The organism is Pantoea sp. X-Soil-YNGN-785, assembly GCF_059730585.1.
Genome location: NZ_AP035942.1, coordinates 3,210,367 through 3,229,562, shown reverse-complemented (window position 1 = coordinate 3,229,562; position 19,196 = coordinate 3,210,367). Strand labels below are relative to the sequence as shown.

19 protein-coding genes are annotated in these 19,196 nt (G+C 56.7%); 13 read left to right on the top strand and 6 right to left on the bottom strand.

Annotated elements, in window-relative coordinates:
- Positions 1-93 precede the first annotated feature (93 nt).
- Complete coding sequence (locus tag AC6I8E_RS14970; RefSeq protein WP_497824184.1) at positions 94-588, top strand: cupin domain-containing protein; 495 nt, start codon at positions 94-96, stop codon at positions 586-588.
- Here AC6I8E_RS14970 and AC6I8E_RS14965 read toward each other — a convergent pair.
- Positions 585-1,211, bottom strand: coding sequence for a serine protease (locus AC6I8E_RS14965; RefSeq protein ID WP_013358928.1), 627 nt, complete (start codon positions 1,209-1,211; stop codon positions 585-587). The two genes, AC6I8E_RS14970 and AC6I8E_RS14965, sit on opposite strands and share 4 nt — an antisense overlap.
- A 361-nt stretch (positions 1,212-1,572) precedes the next feature.
- Between AC6I8E_RS14965 and AC6I8E_RS14960 the strand changes: the two genes are divergently transcribed.
- On the top strand, positions 1,573-2,736 hold the full coding sequence (locus AC6I8E_RS14960; protein ID WP_497824183.1) for an MFS transporter: 1,164 nt from the start codon (positions 1,573-1,575) through the stop codon (positions 2,734-2,736).
- Here AC6I8E_RS14960 and AC6I8E_RS14955 read toward each other — a convergent pair.
- A complete protein-coding gene (locus tag AC6I8E_RS14955; RefSeq protein ID WP_013358926.1) occupies positions 2,733-3,653 on the bottom strand; it encodes a LysR family transcriptional regulator in 921 nt (306 codons plus the stop codon). The two genes, AC6I8E_RS14960 and AC6I8E_RS14955, sit on opposite strands and share 4 nt — an antisense overlap.
- A 102-nt stretch (positions 3,654-3,755) precedes the next feature.
- Here AC6I8E_RS14955 and lysA point away from each other — a divergent pair, with 102 nt between their 5' ends.
- On the top strand, positions 3,756-5,012 hold the full coding sequence (lysA, locus tag AC6I8E_RS14950; protein ID WP_201252834.1) for a diaminopimelate decarboxylase: 1,257 nt from the start codon (positions 3,756-3,758) through the stop codon (positions 5,010-5,012).
- A gap of 3 nt (positions 5,013-5,015) precedes the next feature.
- Positions 5,016-5,465 (top strand): GNAT family N-acetyltransferase, encoded by a 450-nt coding sequence (locus AC6I8E_RS14945; protein WP_497824182.1) that lies wholly within the window; start codon positions 5,016-5,018, stop codon positions 5,463-5,465.
- A gap of 39 nt (positions 5,466-5,504) precedes the next feature.
- Here AC6I8E_RS14945 and AC6I8E_RS14940 read toward each other — a convergent pair whose 3' ends face one another.
- From AC6I8E_RS14940 to mutH, 4 genes are all read right to left on the bottom strand, one after another.
- Entirely contained in the window at positions 5,505-6,545 is a 1,041-nt protein-coding gene (locus AC6I8E_RS14940) for an NADP(H)-dependent aldo-keto reductase (RefSeq protein ID WP_061063274.1), read from the bottom strand.
- A gap of 139 nt (positions 6,546-6,684) precedes the next feature.
- Positions 6,685-6,903 carry a YgdI/YgdR family lipoprotein gene (locus AC6I8E_RS14935; RefSeq protein WP_013358922.1) on the bottom strand — a complete coding sequence of 73 codons (219 nt, stop codon included), beginning with the start codon at positions 6,901-6,903 and terminating at the stop codon, positions 6,685-6,687.
- A 118-nt stretch (positions 6,904-7,021) separates the two neighbouring features.
- The gene (locus AC6I8E_RS14930) at positions 7,022-7,732 is read right to left on the bottom strand and encodes a TerC family protein (RefSeq protein WP_003853954.1); all 711 of its coding nucleotides are present in this window, start codon (positions 7,730-7,732) and stop codon (positions 7,022-7,024) included.
- 100 nt (positions 7,733-7,832) lie between these two features.
- Positions 7,833-8,510 (bottom strand): DNA mismatch repair endonuclease MutH, encoded by a 678-nt coding sequence (gene mutH / locus AC6I8E_RS14925; RefSeq protein WP_013358920.1) that lies wholly within the window; start codon positions 8,508-8,510, stop codon positions 7,833-7,835.
- Between the two features lie 684 nt (positions 8,511-9,194).
- Here mutH and rppH point away from each other — a divergent pair.
- The 9 genes from rppH (at position 9,195) to recC (ending at position 19,141) form a co-directional block, all read left to right on the top strand.
- Entirely contained in the window at positions 9,195-9,722 is a 528-nt protein-coding gene (gene rppH, locus AC6I8E_RS14920) for an RNA pyrophosphohydrolase (protein ID WP_009087042.1), read from the top strand.
- A 12-nt stretch (positions 9,723-9,734) separates the two neighbouring features.
- Positions 9,735-11,981 (top strand): phosphoenolpyruvate--protein phosphotransferase, encoded by a 2,247-nt coding sequence (gene ptsP, locus AC6I8E_RS14915; protein WP_033783993.1) that lies wholly within the window; start codon positions 9,735-9,737, stop codon positions 11,979-11,981.
- Positions 11,982-12,119: 138 nt separating this feature from the next.
- Complete coding sequence (gene lgt, locus AC6I8E_RS14910; RefSeq protein ID WP_033733822.1) at positions 12,120-13,001, top strand: prolipoprotein diacylglyceryl transferase; 882 nt, start codon at positions 12,120-12,122, stop codon at positions 12,999-13,001.
- Positions 12,998-13,792 carry a thymidylate synthase gene (gene thyA / locus AC6I8E_RS14905; RefSeq protein WP_033783992.1) on the top strand — a complete coding sequence of 265 codons (795 nt, stop codon included), beginning with the start codon at positions 12,998-13,000 and terminating at the stop codon, positions 13,790-13,792. Before lgt ends, thyA begins: the two co-directional genes overlap by 4 nt.
- Positions 13,793-13,980: 188 nt before the next feature.
- A complete protein-coding gene (locus tag AC6I8E_RS14900) occupies positions 13,981-14,451 on the top strand; it encodes a prepilin-type N-terminal cleavage/methylation domain-containing protein (RefSeq protein WP_497824181.1) in 471 nt (156 codons plus the stop codon).
- Positions 14,448-14,975 (top strand): prepilin peptidase-dependent protein, encoded by a 528-nt coding sequence (locus AC6I8E_RS14895; RefSeq protein WP_346436538.1) that lies wholly within the window; start codon positions 14,448-14,450, stop codon positions 14,973-14,975. Before AC6I8E_RS14900 ends, AC6I8E_RS14895 begins: the two co-directional genes overlap by 4 nt.
- Positions 14,972-15,376 carry a DUF2509 family protein gene (locus AC6I8E_RS14890; protein WP_013358914.1) on the top strand — a complete coding sequence of 135 codons (405 nt, stop codon included), beginning with the start codon at positions 14,972-14,974 and terminating at the stop codon, positions 15,374-15,376. The genes AC6I8E_RS14895 and AC6I8E_RS14890 overlap by 4 nt, the downstream gene beginning before the upstream one ends.
- A 25-nt stretch (positions 15,377-15,401) precedes the next feature.
- On the top strand, positions 15,402-15,662 hold the full coding sequence (locus AC6I8E_RS14885; RefSeq protein ID WP_013358913.1) for a prepilin-type N-terminal cleavage/methylation domain-containing protein: 261 nt from the start codon (positions 15,402-15,404) through the stop codon (positions 15,660-15,662).
- A 101-nt stretch (positions 15,663-15,763) separates the two neighbouring features.
- The gene (gene recC / locus AC6I8E_RS14880) at positions 15,764-19,141 is read left to right on the top strand and encodes an exodeoxyribonuclease V subunit gamma (protein ID WP_497824180.1); all 3,378 of its coding nucleotides are present in this window, start codon (positions 15,764-15,766) and stop codon (positions 19,139-19,141) included.
- Positions 19,142-19,196 lie beyond the last annotated feature (55 nt).

Below are 19,196 nucleotides of genomic sequence, written 5' to 3'. Positions count from 1 at the left end.
CCCGGCCTTTTTTATATCTGCTGTTCGCCTCGCCATGCTTGAGTCATGCCGCTTCCTCTGCCAGGCTGAATGTCTCAACCTGGAGCCATCATCATGACGCAACGTCCCGACTGTATTCGCCACTGGCAGCCGCTGGAAGGCGAAGATAACGAACACTATGCCGACAGCGATGAGCGCATGTCGATTGGTGCGCCACTGGGGAGATTGCTGGGATTAACCCGCCTTGGCATTCACCATGAAAGGCTGTTGCCCGGACGCCGCTTGTCTTATCCCCACGCGGAGAGCGCGGAAGAAGAGTTCATTTTTGTGCTTGAAGGACATCCTGACGCCTGGATTAACGGCGAGCTTTATCCACTGTCGCCGGGCGATGCAGTGGCCTTTCCGGCGGGCACGGGCATTTGCCACACCTTTATCAATAACAGCGAGCACGAGGCACGCTTTTTAGTGGTGGGGGAGACCAGCAAGCCTGAAAATCGTATTACTTATCCTCTTAACCCGGATTACGAAGCAACCCGTAAAGACAGATGGCTGAATCCGCCCGAACATCCTATGGGCAACCATCCCGGTTTGCCCGACAAAAAAACTTAAGATTTTATCGCCTGATCCAGCCAGGTCTGGAACCGTGAATAGGGCACATAGAGCGCAACGTTCTTATACAGCGTCTTACCGCTGGCATTGTCATTGATGTTATTGCTGTAGCCAATAATTACACCTGCCAGCGTGTCGTCTGAGGCGTTATAGACCGCGCCGCCCGACATCCCTTTCACCACACCCGCATTCGCAGCGACGACGACACAGTCTGGCTTGTTCCAGCTGTTTGCCAGCGTGGTATTAATCAGGTTCTGTCCGCTGGAGCTGACCGGCATGGCCGAAATAAAACTGTAGCCGTAGAGATTCACCTGGTCGCCGATATGACTGTTGCGGAAGCTGGGTGGCAGGTTCATTTCGCTGTTTTTGTGGTAGACCACCGCCAGATCGCATTGCGGATGCCAGGCTTTGACGCGGTAAAGTGAAAACTTCGCCACGTGCGCGGCGGTCAGACTGTACTCCGGCGTCAGCGGGATAGTGGTACCGAGCGTACCAAAGCCCAGCACGGTGGGAATGCCGGTGACGGTCATATCAACCCGTTTTTCAGCCTCTTTACTGTACTCATAATGACCCACCGAGCAGCCGGTTAAGCCAAACACCATTAAGGCTATGAGTCGTTGCATTCTCTCTCCCTGCGTCAGAAGTTGATTACATCACCTGGCAATTGATTAGGGATATATCGGCAACGTTAAAGATTTATTAATTAATTCCGCATTAAAAAGCGTAACCGGTTAACAGAAAATGACAACCTGACAGTGGGGGAATGAGGCTGTGCGGGCCTGGCCTGCAGGCTGGAGACGAAAGATTTTTACGATAACGCGGCAGGATTATTGCGGCGGCGGCAATAATCCTTTGCTGCACGCAGGCTATGTCGCAAATCAGTGCTGTGCTGTAATACTCAACGTGACGCAGATCAAATTCTAACAAGCGTCGAGGGGCGGCGCGTCTGCGCGGTTCACCTGCAAATAAAACCGGGAGAGTGTTATGCCTGTAGCATTAATGGCGCTGGCGTTGAGTGCGTTCGCCATCGGAACCACCGAATTTGTCATTATGGGGTTGCTGCCGGAGGTGGCACGTGACCTTCAGGTGTCGATTCCGTCGGCGGGCTGGCTGATCAGTGGCTATGCGCTGGGAGTGGCGATTGGTGCGCCGATTATGGCATTGCTCACCGCCAGATTGCCGCGCAAAAAAACGCTGATCCTGCTGATGGTGATCTTTATTGTCGGCAACCTGCTGTGTGCGCTGGCTTACAACTACAACCTGCTGATGCTGGCGCGAATCGTCACCGCGCTCTGTCACGGTGCTTTCTTTGGTATCGGCGCGGTGGTGGCCGCCAGCCTGGTGCCGGCCGGTCGTCAGGCTTCTGCTGTGGCGCTGATGTTTACCGGGCTGACCCTGGCTAACGTGCTGGGCGTCCCGCTGGGAACCAGCTTCGGACAGATGTTTGGCTGGCGCGCTACGTTCTGGGGCGTAGCGGTGATCGGCGTGCTGGCGTTTATCGCCCTGATCGTGAGTCTGCCGAACAATAAAGAAGAGAAGCCGGTTCATCTGGCGAGTGAAATCGGTGCGCTGGCCAACGGCAAACTCTGGCTCTCGCTGCTGATGACGGTGTTCTTTGCCGCGGCGATGTTTGCCCTGTTCAGTTACATTGCGCCGCTGCTGTTAGAGGTAACGGGCATCAGCGATCGGGGGGTCAGCTGGACGCTGTTCCTGATTGGCGCGGGCCTGACAGTGGGTAACATTCTTGGCGGCAAACTGGCCGACTGGAAAGTCTCCTTCAGTCTGATCCTCAGCTTTTCTCTGATCGCCATCTTCTCGCTGCTGTTCAGCTGGACCAGCCATGCGCTGTGGCTGGCGGAGCTCACCCTGTTCCTGTGGGCAATGGCGACCTTTGCCACGGTACCGGGCCTGCAGATCAACGTGGTCCGTCACGGCAAAGAGGCACCGAATCTGGTCTCAACCCTGAACATTTCGGCGTTTAACGTCGGTAATGCGCTGGGTGCCTGGGTCGGCGGGGCAGTCATTGGCCGTGGTTTTGGCCTGACGGCGGTGCCGGTTGCGGCAGCTGCGCTTGCCACTATCGGCCTGCTGATCTGCCTGATGACCTTCCGTAAATCGGGCAGCGCAGCCGCCAGAGTTCGCGCTTAAGCCAGGCGGGCGGCAATACGTGCCGGAAAGTCAGCCACCTGCTGCTGCAGATGGCTGACAAAGGCATCGACCAGCGCTGACGCGGGACGGTGTTGTGGCCTCACCAGGCTGACGGTAAACGGCACCGCCACGCTGAATTTTCGCATCACCACACCGCTGTCGGCGTAATCCAGCGCCGTCAGCGGATTTACAATCGAAATACCCACGCCCGCTCTGACCATCGCGCACACCGACGCGGCGCTGTGCGTCTCCATCACCAGCCGCCGTTCGACGCCCTGATCCTGAAACAGCGCATCCAGCAGTTGACGATAGCTGTCGTTGCGCGACAGGCTGACATACTGTTCGCCCGCAAAGTCGTGCGGTGTCAGTTCTGCACGCTGACTCAGAGGATGATGCTGTGGCAACACGCATACTTCATCACAGGTCAGCAGGGCGAGGCGGTCAGTGCCAGCCGGCGCGTGCTGGGTTTCGGTTAAGCCGATATCGTAGCGCTGTGCCGACAGCCACTCCTCCAGCAGCGGCGACTCCTGCGGAATCACATTCAGGCTCACATCCGGGTAGCGCTGTAAAAAAGGCTGACACAGCGGTGGCAGCAGCGACTGCGAAAAAACCGGCAGGCAGGCGATCGACAGCTCACCCTGACGAAACTGACGCAACCCTTCTGCCGCTTCCATGATGCGATCCAGCCCATACCAGGATCGCTGTACCTCTTCAAACAGACGTAACCCCTGCACCGTCGGCTGCAGGCGACCGCGTACCCGCCCGAACAACGCTAATCCCAGCTGCTGCTCCAGTCGTGCCAGCTCCCGGCTTACGGTCGGCTGTGAGGTATGCAGCAGCGTAGCAGCCTGGGTCAGGTTGCCGCTGGTCATCACCGCATGAAAAATTTCGATATGCCGCCAGTTAATGTTCGCCACGCCGCCTTCCTATATCTATTCTGAATAGATGCTATTAAAACAGATATTTTTCGCTATGGCATGATTCTGGCTTAATGCGGTTATCGCCACAGGAGAATTGCTATGCCACGTTCATTACAGAGTACCGACACCACCCTCAACGCCACTAACCTGCTGCCGCTGGCACGCCGTTATGCCGGTCCATTCTGGGCTTATGACGCACAGATTATTCAGGCGCGTATTGCTCAGCTGCAGGCGTTTGATGTGGTGCGTTTTGCGCAGAAAGCCTGCTCAAATATTCATATCCTGCGCCTGATGCGTGCAGCGGGTGTGAAAGTGGATTCGGTATCGCTGGGTGAGATCGAACGTGCGCTGGCTGCTGGCTACCAGTCTGGCGGTGACGAGATCGTCTTCACTGCGGATCTGTTCGATCAGCCGACACTGGCGCGGATTACTGCGTTGAAGGTGCCGGTCAATGCCGGTTCGATCGATATGCTGCATCAGCTCGGCGCGGTGTCACCGGGACATGCGGTGTGGCTGCGGGTCAACCCAGGTTTTGGTCATGGCCACAGTCAGAAAACCAATACTGGCGGCGAAAACAGCAAGCACGGTATCTGGCACGACGACTTAGACGAGGCGCTGGCGGCCATTAAACAGCACGGCCTGAAGCTGGTGGGTATTCACATGCACATCGGCTCTGGCGTGGATTATTCGCATCTGCAGCAGGTCTGTGATGCGATGGTGGAACTGGTGATGGCATCGGGTCAGGATCTGACTGCGATCTCTGCGGGCGGTGGCCTTTCTATTCCTTATCGCTACGGCGAAGAGGCGATCGATACCGATCACTACTTTGGACTGTGGGACGCGGCGCGTCAGCGTATCGCTCAGCATCTGGGTCATGCGGTCAAACTGGAGATCGAACCGGGCCGTTTCCTGGTGGCCGAAGCGGGCGTGCTGGTGTCGCAGGTGCGGGCAGTGAAATCGATGGGCAGCCGTCACTTCGTGCTGGTCGATGCCGGTTTCAGTGATCTGATGCGTCCCTCCATGTATGGCAGCTATCACCATATCTCGCTGATGGCAGGCGATGAACGGGCGATTGATGAGCAGCAGACCATCGACACGGTAGTGGCCGGTCCGCTGTGCGAATCGGGCGATGTCTTTACCCAGCTGGAGGGCGGCATGGTCGAACCGCGCGCGATGCCGGCAGCAAAAGTGGGCGATTATCTGGTGTTTCACGACACCGGTGCTTACGGTGCCTCTATGTCCTCAAACTACAACAGCCGTCCGCTGATCCCGGAAGTGCTGTTTGAGCAGGGCCAGCCGCGCGAAATCCGTCGCGCGCAGACGATTGAGTCGTTGCTGGCGCTGGAAATCGATTAACTTATGAAAATCGTCCCGCTCAGCGATGTGCCGCAGTTTGCCGATCAGATCACCGACTGGCAGTGGCGCGCTTTTGGCGAAGCCAGCAGCCAGGCGTTCTTCGCCAGTGTGGTAAACAGCAGCCTGACCGGCGCTGATTTTCCGGTCACCTTTGTCGCCGTAGAGGCGGGCAGGGCAATCGGCACGGCGGAATTCTGGCGCTGCGATCTGATCAGCCGTCAGGATCTCTATCCGTGGCTGGCGGCGCTCTATGTGGATGAGTCGGCGCGCGGCAAAGGTGTCAGTGAGGCGCTGCAGCAGCATGTCATTGCTTATGCACAGGCTAGCGGCTATCCACGGTTGTGGTTATGGTCAACGTTTGGAGGTTACTACGAACGGTCTGGCTGGCTGGCGCAGGGAGAGGCGCTGGAGTATCCCGATAAGCCGGTGAAACTCTATTATCGTGACCTGTGAGAGAGGCCAGCCGCCCTGCGGCAGCTGGCAACAGAGTATTTATGGCGCAGGATAGGTGTAACGGCGGTGGATCGCCTCAATACCTTCCAGAATCTCTGCATTTAAAGTCAGATTGAAACTGTCGATATTAATCTGCAGCTGCTCAAGCGTTGTGGCACCCAGCAGCGTGCTGGCCACAAACGGCTGCTGACGCACATAGGCCAGCGCCATCTGCGACGGGTCAATCTGATGCTGTTGCGCTAACGCTACATATTCGGCAATCGCCTTCTGAGACTGCTCGCCGCTATAGCGGGTAAAGCGGCTGAACAGCGTGTTACGTGCGCCCGCAGGCTGCGCACCGTTCAGATATTTGCCGCTCAGCGTACCAAACGCCAGGCTGGAATACGCCAGCAGCTCGACGCCTTCATGCTGGCTGATTTCGGCCAGACCCACTTCAAAGCTGCGGTTCAGCAGGCTGTAAGGATTCTGAATGCTGATAATGCGCGGCAGTTCATGCTTCTCCGCCAGCTGCAGATAGCGCATCACGCCCCACGCGGTTTCGTTCGACACGCCGATATAACGGATTTTACCGGCGCGCACCTGCTCGGTCAGCGCTTCCAGCGTCTCCAGCAGCGTCACCTGGGCCGTGGTCTCGCTGTACTGATAGCCCAGCTTGCCAAAATAGTTGGTCTGGCGCTGCGGCCAGTGCAGCTGGTAAAGATCAAGGTAATCGGTGTTCAGACGTTTCAGGCTGGCATCCAGTGCGGCGCGGATGTTTTTACGGTCCAGTGCCATATCCGGGCGAATCGACGCATCATTGCCGCGTGACGGACCCGCCACTTTACTGGCCAGAATGATTTTGTCGCGGCTGCCGCGCTGTTTAAGCCAGCTGCCAATATATTGTTCGGTCAGACCCTGGGTTTCCGGGCGCGGTGGCACCGGATACATTTCAGCGGTATCAATAAAGTTGATGCCGGAACGGATAGCTAAATCCAGCTGAGCATGGGCGTCGGCTTCGCTGTTCTGTTCGCCAAACGTCATAGTGCCCAACCCCAGCTGACTCACTTCCAGCGTGCTGTGGGGAATACGATGATAGTGCATTGCCAGCTTCCTTTTTTTATGGAATGGAATGTTGTGTCCTCAGGGACTATAGCGCGAGCAACGGCGGGGAAGGAAGGGGGAAAAGTCGGGGAAATCACCTGCCAGCACGGAATCGGTGGCAGGTAATTAAATCGGGCACTTAACGTTCAATGATCGTTGAGACCTCATCGCTGTTAATCTGCACCTCGTGACCCGTCTGGTCGGTGTACTGCACCAGGCCGGTCTCTTTATCAATGCTCGGCTTGCCCTCGGTCATGATCATCCGGCCATCTTTGGTCGCCATGACATAATCAGAACTGCATCCACTCAGTAACGCTGCGGTTACCATCACCAGTGCTACGCCTGCCAACCCTTTCATCACGCCTCTTCCTCACAAATCGTTAAGTGCAAAAAGTGTAGTAATAAATGGTTTTGCCGGCAGGGTTAATCGTAGGATTCTGAAAATAACCGGGCGAGCAGGCTCGCCCTTGACTTTCTCAGGCGTGCTTTTTCTTACTGCGCATCAGGTTTAGGCACTCAACCGCCATGGAGAAGAACATAGCGAAATAAATGTAACCTTTTGGTACGTGGACCGCGAAACTCTCCAGAATCAGGGTAAAACCGACCAGAATCAGGAAGGAGAGTGCCAGCATTTTCACTGACGGATGGCGCTCGACAAACTCACCAATTGCGCGTGCGGCAAACATCATCATCAGCACCGCAATCACGACGGCAGCCATCATAATGAACAGATGATCGGAGAGGCCGATGGCAGTGATCACCGAGTCGAGGCTGAAAATGATGTCGAGCATCATGATCTGCACAATCGCGCCAAGGAACGAATGAACGCGGGTGTTGTGTTCGCCTTCGCTGCCTTCAATCGTTTCATGGATCTCCATGCTCGATTTCCACAGCAGGAACAGACCGCCAAACAGCAGAATCAGATCGCGCGCCGAGAACGCATGATCCATCAGCGTAAACAGCGGATTAGTCAGGCGGGCGACCCACGCGATAGAAGCCAGCAGGCCAAGACGCATTAACATCGCGCCCATCAGACCAATGCGGCGTGCACTGGCTTGCTGGTGTTTTGGCAGTTTAGCGACCACCAGTGACAGGAAAATGATGTTATCAATACCCAGTACCACCTCAAGGATGGTCAGGGTGCCCAGCGCCAGCCAGGCGTTGGGATCGGAAATCCACTCAAACATACCGGCATTCAATCCTAAACGAAAAGTAAACGGCGATTATACGCATTGAATTCGCCAATCTCCCACAAAATTGCGACGATGGTCGCGCAGGATAAGCGATTTACAGGAGAAAATGGCGCGCCAGCAGGGGACCGGTGAAGCTCTTCTTCAGGTAGAAGCCGCGCGGCAGGGTCATGATGGGCTGGCCCTGATCGCCGATTCCCTCGGTCAGTGCCTTACTGTTAGCGGCTTTAGGCCGGATTTGCAGCCAGGCACCATGCCGTGCGGTAATCTGCTCAACACGCCCCAGCACGATCATATCCATCAGTTCTTCCCAGTCCTGACGCAGCATCTCATCTTCTTCCGCATCCGGGCTCCATAACAGCGGCGCGCCGACACGGCGTTCCCGCAGCGGAATCTCGCGTCCGCCTTCAACCGGGATCCACAACACCCGCGCCAGCTTGTGACGCACATGGCTGGTGAGCCAGGTCACGCCGCTGTTACCGGTCAGCGGTGCGACGCAGACAAAGGTGGTTTCCAGCGGTTTACCCTGTGCATCAATCGGGATGGTTTTCAGTTCGATACCGAGATGGGCAAAGTCCTGTTCCGCTTTGCTGCCTGCGCTCGCCCCAAGGTGCCACTCCAGCAGCATGCCGACCCAGCCTTTATCGCGTTTAAGATCCGCAGGCATGGGCAGACCGGCACGCGCAGCCAGCGTTTCCATAGGTAATCCGGCTAAATCCTGCGCGCGTGCCAGCAGGCTGGCTTCATCTTCAGGTGGTCCTGGTGGATAACGCATGTTGATAACTCGCAATGGTTAAAATTCGTACAGCTGCGGGTGGCTAAGTTATCCCGCTAAAATAAATCGTGTCCGGGATCGATAATAACATGATAGATCATGCTTTTTTAGGTGGATTGACCTTGCGCTATCCGCAGTGAGTCAGGGTTATCCCAGCTTACCCGCAACAATGAACAGGATCTCCAGCCCGGTTATCCACAGAAAAGTGGGATAACCCCCTTATGTTTGCGGTACTGGTTCCATTTACAGCCTTGACTTTTCGCTATTTGACCAAATTTTCACCGCCATGACCTAACCCTGAGCAATTATCTGTGGATAAAAAGCACTGTGCTTATAATTTAGCCAATTGTCAGTGGGCGTAAAAATATTCGCTGTTTATAAAAAGCCGATGAAGCGAGATTCTTTATTAATTTAATTATTAATCAATAAGATAATAAACTAACTCTTTTTGGCATTCCCAGGTGTGATGGCAGGGTTATTCAGTTAACTCCCGCGTTCTGCACAAAGCTATCCACAGAAAAGGTGAATAAGATCGATCTTTTTTGCGGTCTTTGTTTATAACTTTGCCCTTTTCTGTGAGTTATCCCGCTATTGATGGCTCAACCCCCCATGAATCCAGTGGTTTACCGCCTGTAAGGAGTGTGAAACAATCAGGCCATTCAAATTTTGCTTTGAGGTAGTCCGGTGATCGATGATGATGGCTACCGCCCGAATGTTGGTATCGTAATCTGTAACCGGCAGGGACAAGTGTTATGGGCCAGGCGCTTTGGACAGCACTCCTGGCAATTTCCTCAGGGAGGCATCAATCCCGGTGAAACCGCAGAACAGGCGATGTATCGCGAACTGTTCGAAGAGGTCGGATTACACCGGAAAGATGTTCGAATACTTGCCTCTACCCGTAACTGGTTGCGTTACAAGTTGCCAAAACGTTTGGTGCGTTGGGACACAAAGCCGGTATGTATCGGCCAGAAACAAAAGTGGTTTCTTCTGCAGTTAATGTGTAATGACGCGGATATCAATGTGCAGCACAGCAGCACGCCGGAATTTGACGGCTGGCGCTGGGTCAGTTTCTGGTATCCGGTGCGTCAGGTTGTCTCCTTTAAGCGCGATGTCTATCGTCGGGTAATGAAGGAATTCGCTGGCGTGGTGATGTCTATGCAGGAGAGTGCGGGGCAGCGAAATAATCCTGCCCATCGACGTAAGAGAGGATAGGCCACGCCCTTTATGCTCACTCAGTTGCGCGAAATTGTAGAAAAAGTGGCGAGTGCGCCGCGTCTCAATGAAGCACTCGACATCCTGGTCAATGAGATCTGTCTGGCGATGGATACGGAAGTCTGTTCCGTTTACCTCGCCGACCACGATCGTCGCTGCTATTACCTGATGGCGACGCGCGGCCTCAAAAAACCGCGTGGCCGCACCGTGACGCTGGCGTTTGACGAAGGTATCGTCGGTTTAGTGGGCCGTCTGGCCGAACCGATTAACCTTGCTGACGCCCAGAGTCACCCCAGCTTTAAATATATCCCCGCAGTCAAAGAGGAGCGTTATCGCTCCTTCCTCGGCGTGCCCATTATCAGCCGTCGCCAGCTGCTTGGCGTGCTGGTGGTGCAGCAGCGCGAACACCGTCAGTTTGATGAAAGCGAAGAGTCATTCCTGGTGACGCTCGCCACCCAGATGGCGGCGCTGCTGTCGCAGTCTCAGATGGGTCAGCTGTTTGGTCAGTTCCGGCAGACGCGCGTGCGCGCCATTGCGGCAGCGCCTGGCGTAGCGGTGGCACCCGGCTGGGTCGATGAGACGCAGCCTCTGCTCGATCAGGTTTCGGCCGCCTCGACGCTGGATGTGCAGCGTGAACGTGAGCGTCTGTCGCTTGCCATGAGCGAAGCGGCCAGTGAATTCCGCCGCTTCAGCAAACGTTTCAGCGCCAGCGCACAGAAAGAGAGCGCGGCCATTTTCGATCTCTACTCTCACCTGTTAACCGATGCCCGGCTGAAGAAAGATCTGTTCGACGAGATCGAGCGCGGATCGGTCGCGGAGTGGGCCGTTAAACAGGTGATCGAGAAGTTTGCTGAACAGTTCGCCAGCCTGACTGACAACTACCTGCGTGAACGCGCAGGCGATCTGCGGGTGCTGGGTCAGCGTCTGCTGTTTCACCTCGATGATACTCTGGTCGGCACGAATGCCTGGCCGGAACGCTTTGTGCTGGTCGCCGATGAGCTGACTGCCACTACCTTAGCGGAGCTGCCGCAGGAGCGGCTGGCGGGTGTGGTAGTGCGTGACGGCGCGGCTAACTCCCATGCGGCGATCCTGACCCGTGCCATGGGCATCCCGACGGTGATGGGCGCTGACATCCAGCCTCATCAGCTCAACAAACGCCTGCTGATCGTTGATGGCTATCGCGGTGAGCTGCTGATCGATCCCGAGCCGGTGCTGGTGCAGGAGTATCAGCGGCTGATCAGCGAAGAGAACGCGCTGAGCAAAATGGCGGAAGGCGTGGTCGATCAGCCGGGTGAGCTGAAAAGTGGCGAACGCGTGCAGGTGATGCTCAATGCCGGATTAAGCCCGGAACATGAACAGGCGCTGGGCAGCTGGGTGGATGGTATCGGCCTCTACCGCACCGAAATCCCGTTTATGCTGCAGAACGGCTTCCCGTCGGAAGAGGAGCAGGTGGCGCAGTATCAGGGCATGTTGCAGCTGTTCCACAACAAGCCGGTAACGCTGCGAACGCTGGATGTGGGGGCAGACAAACAGCTGCCCTACATGCCGATCAGTGAAGAGAACCCCTGCCTGGGCTGGCGTGGCATCCGCCTGACGCTCGACCAGCCGGAAATTTTCCTGGTACAGGTGCGCGCGATGCTGCGCGCCAATGCCGCCTCCGGCAACCTCAGTATCCTGCTGCCGATGATCAGTCATATCGACGAAATCGACGACGCAAAACAGCTGATCGATCGTGCCGGACGCGAAGTGGAAGAGATGCTGGGCTATGCGATTCCCGCGCCGCGTATCGGCATCATGATCGAAGTGCCGTCGATGCTGTTTATGATCCCGCATCTGGCGTCCCGGGTCGATTTTGTCTCGGTCGGCACCAACGACCTGACGCAGTATCTGCTGGCGGTGGATCGTAACAATACCCGCGTCGCGAACCTGTACGACTCGCTGCATCCGGCGATGCTGCGCGCACTGAATGCGATTGCGCAGGAAGCCCGCCTGGCCAATCTGGAATTGTGCCTGTGTGGTGAAATGGCAGGTGATCCGATGTGCGTCGCGCTGCTGGTGGGCCTGGGTTATCACCATCTCAGCATGAACGGTAAAAACGTACCGCGCGTTAAGTACCTGTTGCGTCATCTGGATCATGAAGAGGTACAGAAGCTCAGCGAACAGGGAATGAATGCCGACACTGCCACCGAAGTTCGCCATCTGGTCTCGGCCTTTATGGAGCGGCGCGGATTAGGTGGGCTTATCCGTGGTGGTCGTTAGACGCTGAAGCAGGCTTTACGCGTTATCCGCGTTTACATTTGCAAGACAATTCACAAAACCGGCTGTGCTATGATGCGCAGCCTTAATTTATGTGCCTGACAACGCCCCTTTTCAGGGTTGAAAAATAGACGGTGAATGATGAATAACGGCTATATTGCATTTCCGCAGTTCGATCCGGTGATCTTCTCGATCGGACCGGTTTCGCTGCACTGGTACGGTCTGATGTATCTGGTGGGCTTTGTTTTCGCCATGTGGCTGGCAGTACGCCGCGCCAATCAGCCTGGCAGCGGCTGGAAAAAAGAGGAAGTTGAGAACCTGCTTTACGCCGGTTTCCTGGGCGTCTTCCTGGGCGGCCGTATCGGCTATGTCCTGTTCTACAACTTACCGCTGTTCCTGGAAAATCCTCTCTATCTGTTCAAAGTCTGGGATGGCGGCATGTCGTTCCACGGTGGCCTGATCGGGGTGATTGTGGTGATGCTGATCTTTGCCCGCCGCACTAAACGTAATTTCTTCCAGGTTTCGGATTTCATTGCGCCGCTGATCCCGTTTGGTCTGGGTGCCGGTCGTCTCGGCAACTTCATTAACGGCGAGCTTTGGGGACGTGTCGATCCGGGCTTCCGTTACGCCATGCTGTTCCCCGGCTCCCGCAGCGAAGATGTCGCGCTGGCCGCCACCAATCCGCAATATCAGGAACTGCTTAATACCTACGGCGTACTGCCACGTCATGCTTCGCAGCTCTATGAACTGGCGCTGGAAGGTGTGGTGCTGTTTATCATTCTGAACCTGTTTATTCGCAAGCCGCGCCCGATGGGCAGCGTCTCTGGCCTGTTCCTGATTGGCTACGGTGCCTTCCGTATCATCGTTGAGTTCTTCCGCCAGCCGGATGCCCAGCTTGGCCTGTTTGAAGGCGGAATCAGTATGGGACAGATCCTCTCTGTGCCGATGATTGTTGCCGGTATTATTATGATGATCTGGGCGTATCGTCGTCGCCCCCAGCCACAATTTCGCGAGGAAAAATGAAACAGTATCTGGATTTAATGCAACATGTGCTGCACGAAGGCACACCAAAAGCTGACCGTACCGGCACGGGTACGCTTTCAATTTTTGGTCACCAGATGCGTTTCAATCTGCAGGATGGTTTTCCGCTGGTCACCACCAAGAAATGCCATATCCGCTCCATTATTCATGAGCTGCTATGGTTCCTGAAAGGTGACACCAACATCGGTTATCTTAAGGAAAACAACGTCTCCATCTGGGACGAGTGGGCAGATGAGAATGGCGATCTCGGCCCGGTGTATGGCAAACAGTGGCGCAGCTGGGGCACGGCCAGCGGTCAGCAAATTGACCAGTTAAGCCAGGTGATGGAGCAGCTGAAGCGCGATCCTGACTCACGCCGGATTATCGTTTCTGCCTGGAACGTTGGTGAGCTCAGCGAGATGGCGCTGGCACCGTGCCATGCGTTCTTCCAGTTCTATGTGGCGGATGGCAAGCTCTCCTGCCAGCTTTATCAGCGCTCGTGCGACATCTTCCTGGGGCTGCCGTTTAACATCGCCAGCTATGCGCTGCTGGTGCATATGGTGGCGCAGCAGTGCGATCTGCAGGTGGGCGACTTCGTCTGGACGGGTGGTGACACGCACCTCTACAGCAACCATCTGGAGCAGGCGCGCCTGCAGCTGACCCGCGAGCCGCGTCCGTTGCCAAAGCTGGTGATCAAACGCAAACCAGCATCACTGTTTGACTATCAGTTCGACGATTTCGAGATTGAAGGCTACGATCCGCATCCCGCGATCAAAGCACCTGTCGCCATCTGATCCGCAGTAAACGATAACGCCCTGGCAACTTCGCCGGGGCTTTTTTTTGCCTGCATACCGGTAAATCTGCGGCACCCCTCGCACGCTTCTGCCACTGCCTGTGTGGGGGGGAAGATTCTCTGCGGCACGCTTTCCAGCCTGTCACAACACCTGTTGTTTCGACTGTTCATCACCCGCACTCTGACGCCATGAAAACAGCACATTTACGCGGTTTTACCCTGCCGGAGCTGCTGCTGGTAATGGTGATTGCCGGCATTCTAAGCCTTGCCGCGCTACATGGCTGGCAGCGCTGGCAACAGCGGCAGCAACTGCGCGACAGCGCTCAGCAATTGCAGGGATTCCTGCTACGACTGCGTGCCCATGCCAACCGGCAAAATAGCGACCTGGTGTTATGGTCACTGCCTGGCGATCCCTGGTGCATCGGTGCCGGCAGCCACCCCATTGCGGGGTGCGTTCACGGGAAACGGCTGCATTTCATCGCGCCGCACACGGGCGTGGCGCTCTATGACATTCGGGGCGAGCCGGGTTTCTATGGCCGCCGCAATGTCGCTAAGGCGGGCAGTATAGAGCTGGGAAACAGCGCCGGACGCATGCGGCTGATTATCTCAGCCAGAGCCCGTATTCGCCTCTGCATGATGGATGAGGAGACGTGCCGTTGAAGATCGCCGGATTCAGCCTGCTGGAGATGCTAATCGCCATGGCAATCAGCGCGGTCGTCATGTTAAGTACCGGGCGTTTTCTGCCGCTACTGCTGGCGGAGAGTGCCGGCGTACTGCAACAGGCGCAGCTGCGTCAGGAGTTACAACAGATGATGGCCACACTGGAAAAGGCGGTTCGGCGTGCCGGTTATTGTCACGGTGAGTGCGGTAGTGGTGCGCTGAAAATCAGCGAGAACTGCCTGCTGCTGCGGTGGGATGAGAACAGCAACGGTAAATGGGAACCGGTGGGCCATACGGAGAGTGACTATTACGGCTTTCGCCTGCGCCAGCAGCAGCTTGAGATGCAGCGCGGTGTTGACCAGTGTCAGTCAGCGGGCTGGGAACGGCTCTCCGATCCCGCATTCATGACAGTTGAGCAGTTCGGCATCAGCCAGCAGGGTACACAGGTCAGGATCGTGCTGCAGGGACGGGCCGGACGCTGGCTTGAAACGGTGGAGAGCTGGATAGAGGGCGTGAACCTGTGAAGCAGCGAGGCAGCAGTGCGCTGGGCATGGTGCTGATGATTATGGTGATCGGCAGCTTTACGCTGCATGCCAGCCGAAAGATGTCTGAGCAGGGAATGCGACTGCTGGCGGATGAGCAGCAGTTTATTCAGGATTTCTGGCGGGCGCAGTCGGCGCTGCAATGGGGTCTTTCTCTGAGTTGGCCAGCGACGGAGTCAGCCCTGTGTCAGCAGGATGATCGTCAGGGCTGGCGCAGCTGTTTACAGCGAGGTGAAAGGGATGAAGGACTGCTTAAAGGTGAGGCCAGCGGCAGTGGCATGGCGGTATGGCATTGGGTGCATTTACGGGGCAATCAGATTAGTGCGCTGCCGCACGGCTGGATTGATTACTGTCCGCTCACGTCCCCGGCAACCTGCCAGTAAATGCGGCGGATTCAGTCTGCTGGAAGTGTTGTTTGCTCTGCTGTTAATGGCATTAAGCAGCAGCACGCTGTTGCACTATCATCGCGCACTGGCGCTGGGATTCAGTCAGCAGTGGTATCAGCGCGAGGCATGGCGGGTGGCTGAGCAGCGCCTGGCAGGGCATGACGTTGCGGGCTGGACATCGACGCTGCAGCAGCAGAGCGGCCCTTCAGGCTGCACCCTGGAGCGGGCTGACGTGACGGGGCCTTATCAGCGCCGCGCTACTCTGACACGGCTGCGATGTTAAAGGTCGCGGGTCGCCCTTTTGATGGGTTTCAACCGCGATACGCGGTAAAGTGACAGAGCCGCAATACCGTAGTCACGTTCTGAGTTATCACAGGAGTTTTCATGTTTCACGTTTATCACTCAAATCAGCTTGATGTGCTGAAGATTCTGGCGGCGGCGGTGATTAAACATGATCCTCTTGATGATCCTTTCGCCTCAGAAATGGTGCTGGTACAGAGCCCGGGAATGGCGCAATGGCTGCAGATGGAGCTGGCGCAAACCTTTGGCATTGCGGCCAATATCGAATTCCCGCTGCCTGCCAGTTTTATCTGGGAGATGTTCGTCCGCGTACTGCCCGATATCCCGGTAGAAAGTGCTTTCAGCAAGGCCAGCATGGGCTGGAAGCTGATGCATCGGCTGCCGGTGATGCTCGAACAGGAAGAGTTTGTCTCTTTACGCCACTATCTCCATGACGACGGCGACAAGCGAAAACTGTATCAGCTCAGTTCACGCGTGGCCGATCTGTTCGACCAGTATCTGGTTTATCGTGCCGACTGGCTCAACAGCTGGGAGCGTGGCGAAACCATTGACGGACTGGGCGAAGCGCAGCGCTGGCAGGCCGCACTGTGGCGCGATCTGGTAAGTTACACCCAGGCGCTGCGCCAGCCCGAATGGCACCGTGCCAACCTCTATTCGCGATTTATCCAGACGCTGGAGCAGGCGAAAACTACGCCGGAAAATCTGCCGAAACGGGTCTTCATCTGTGGTATTTCTGCGCTACCGCCGGTCTATCTGCAGGCGTTGCAGGCGCTGGGACGACACATCGACATCCATCTGCTGTTCACCAATCCCTGCCGCGACTACTGGGGCGACATTCAGGACTATGCGTTTCTGGCGAAACTGCAGAGCCGTCAGCGCCGACGTCATGGTGCCGATGAATCACGCGGACTTTTCCGGGATGCAGAGCAGGCTCCGGCGCTGTTTAACGACGCTGGTGAACAGCAGCTCACTAACCCGCTGCTTGCCTCATGGGGCAAGCTGGGGCGCGATAACCTGTTTCTGCTCAGTCAGATGGAGTCAAACGACGATATTGATGCGTTTGTGGATGTGGAGCCAGATAACCTGCTGCACTGCATGCAGCACGATCTTCTCAACCTGCAGGATAACGCCGTCATCGGGCTGAATGCGGCGGAACTGGCGCACAGCGATCAGAAGCGCTGTCTGGATCCGGAGGACCGCTCCATTGCGGTTCAGGTCTGCCACAGCGCCCAGCGTGAAGTCGAAGTATTGCAGGATCATCTGCTGGCGATGATGGAGGCCGATCCGACGCTGAAAGCGCGTGACATTATCGTCATGGTGGCCGATATCGACGCCTACGCGCCGTTTATTCAGGCAGTGTTCGCCAACGCACCCGCCGATCGCTACCTGCCGTTTGCGATTTCAGACCGGCGGGCCAGTCAGGCGCATCCGGCCATTGTGGCATTTCTGAATCTGCTGGCACTGCCGGACAGCCGTTTTGTCTCAGAGGATGTTCTGGCGCTGCTGGATGTTCCGGCGCTGGCTGCTCACTTCTCTATTGATGAAAGTGGCCTGCGCTTACTCCGGCGCTGGGTCAGCGAATCGGGTGTGCGCTGGGGGCTGGATGATGCCAGCGTAGAAGCGCTGTCACTTCCGATTACCGGCCAGCACACCTGGCGCTTTGGCCTGCAGCGTATGCTGCTGGGCTATGCAATGGAGAGCCACAACGGTGACTGGGAAGGGATTCTGCCTTATGACGAGTCGAGTGGTCTGGTGGGGGAACTGGCGGGACATCTGGCTGAGCTGCTCTCCCGGCTTAATCACTGGCGACAGCTGCTGGCCGAACCCCGTCCGCTGGTCGCCTGGCTGCCACTGTGCCGGGAATTGCTGAACGCCTTTTTCAGCCCCGATGCAGAAACCGAGGCTGCCCTGCTGCTGGTGGAAGAGCAGTGGCAGCAATTAATCGAATATGGGATGGATGCGCGCTTTGAAGAGGCGATTCCGGTGGCGCTGCTGCGCGATGATCTGCGTAGCCGCCTTGATCAGCAGCGCATCAGCCAGCGTTTTCTGGCCGGACAGATTAACTTCTGCACCCTGATGCCGATGCGCTCCATTCCTTTTCAGCTGGTCTGTCTGCTTGGCATGAACGACGGCGTTTATCCCCGGACCCTGGCACCGTTGGGCTTTGACCTGATGCAGCAGCAGTCCCGCAAAGGTGACCGCAGCCGCCGTGATGATGATCGCTATCTCTTCCTGGAGGCGATGATTTCGGCACAGCAGCAGCTCTACATCAGTTATATCGGCCGGGCGATTCAGGATAATACGGAACGCTACCCGTCGGTGCTGGTCACAGAACTGCTGGATTACATTGGACAGAGTTTTTATCTGGAGGGCGACGGTCATCTTGAGCTGGATGAAAGTGCCGAACGGGTGCGGATGCACCTGCAGCACCTGCACAGCCGGATGCCCTTTGCTGCAGAGAACTTCCAGCCGGCTGCCAGATTGCAGAGTTTTGCCCGTGAGTGGCTGCCTGCGGCGCAGGGAGCAGGGCAGCCGCAACCCGATTTTGTTCAGCCGCTGGAAGCGCCGTTAATTGATGCGCTGACGCTGGAAGCGTTTCTGCGTTTCTGGCGGCATCCGGTCCGCGCCTGGTTCCACCAGCGGCTCGGCGTGAGTTTCTGGCTGGAGGAGAACGAACTGCCCGACAGCGAGCCGTTTGCGCTCGACAACCTGGAGCGTTACCAGATCAACGCGCAGCTGCTGAATGCCCTGGTCGAAGGCGAGGACACCCAGCGGCTTTATGCGCACCATCGCGCGGCCGGTAATCTGCCTTACGGCGCGTTCGGTGAGCTGTTCTGGCAGGCGCAGCGTGATGAGATGCAGGAAGTGGCTGCTGAAGTGGTCACTCAGCGCAGTGATGGCGAGAGCTGGGAAGTAAACCTGCAGCTGGAGCAGGTCAGCTTAACCGGCTGGCTGACGCAGGTGCAGAGTGACGGATTACTGCGCTGGCGGCCGGGCGTGCTCAATATGAACGACGGACTGTTACTCTGGCTGGAGCATCTGGTCTACTGCGCGCTGGGCGGCACCGGCAGCAGCCGGATGTTTGGCCGGCAGCAGAGCCGCTGGTGTTTCCTCGCCGTACCGCAGGCTGAGGCGATCGCTGCGCTGAATGAATATGTCACAGGCTATCTCGCCGGTATGCGCCAGCCGCTGATGCTGCTTAACAAGAGTGGCGGCGCGTGGCTGACCGCCAGCTATGACAAAAAAAGCCAGCAGTTGCTGACCGATGAAGCGACGCAGCTCAAAGCGCGTAATCGACTGCTGACCGCCTGGCAGGGTAACTATCAGGTTGAGGGCGAGGGCGGCGATCCCTATCTGCAGCGTCTTTGCCGTGTGCTGGATGAGCCACAACTGCAGCAGATAACTGAGGCGGCACAGCGCTGGTATTTACCGGTGCTGGCTGCACATCAGGATGATGAATAGCAGGTCAGAAGGCATTTTTGCTAGCTGGCTTATTACACAGAAATTTTGCTCTGCT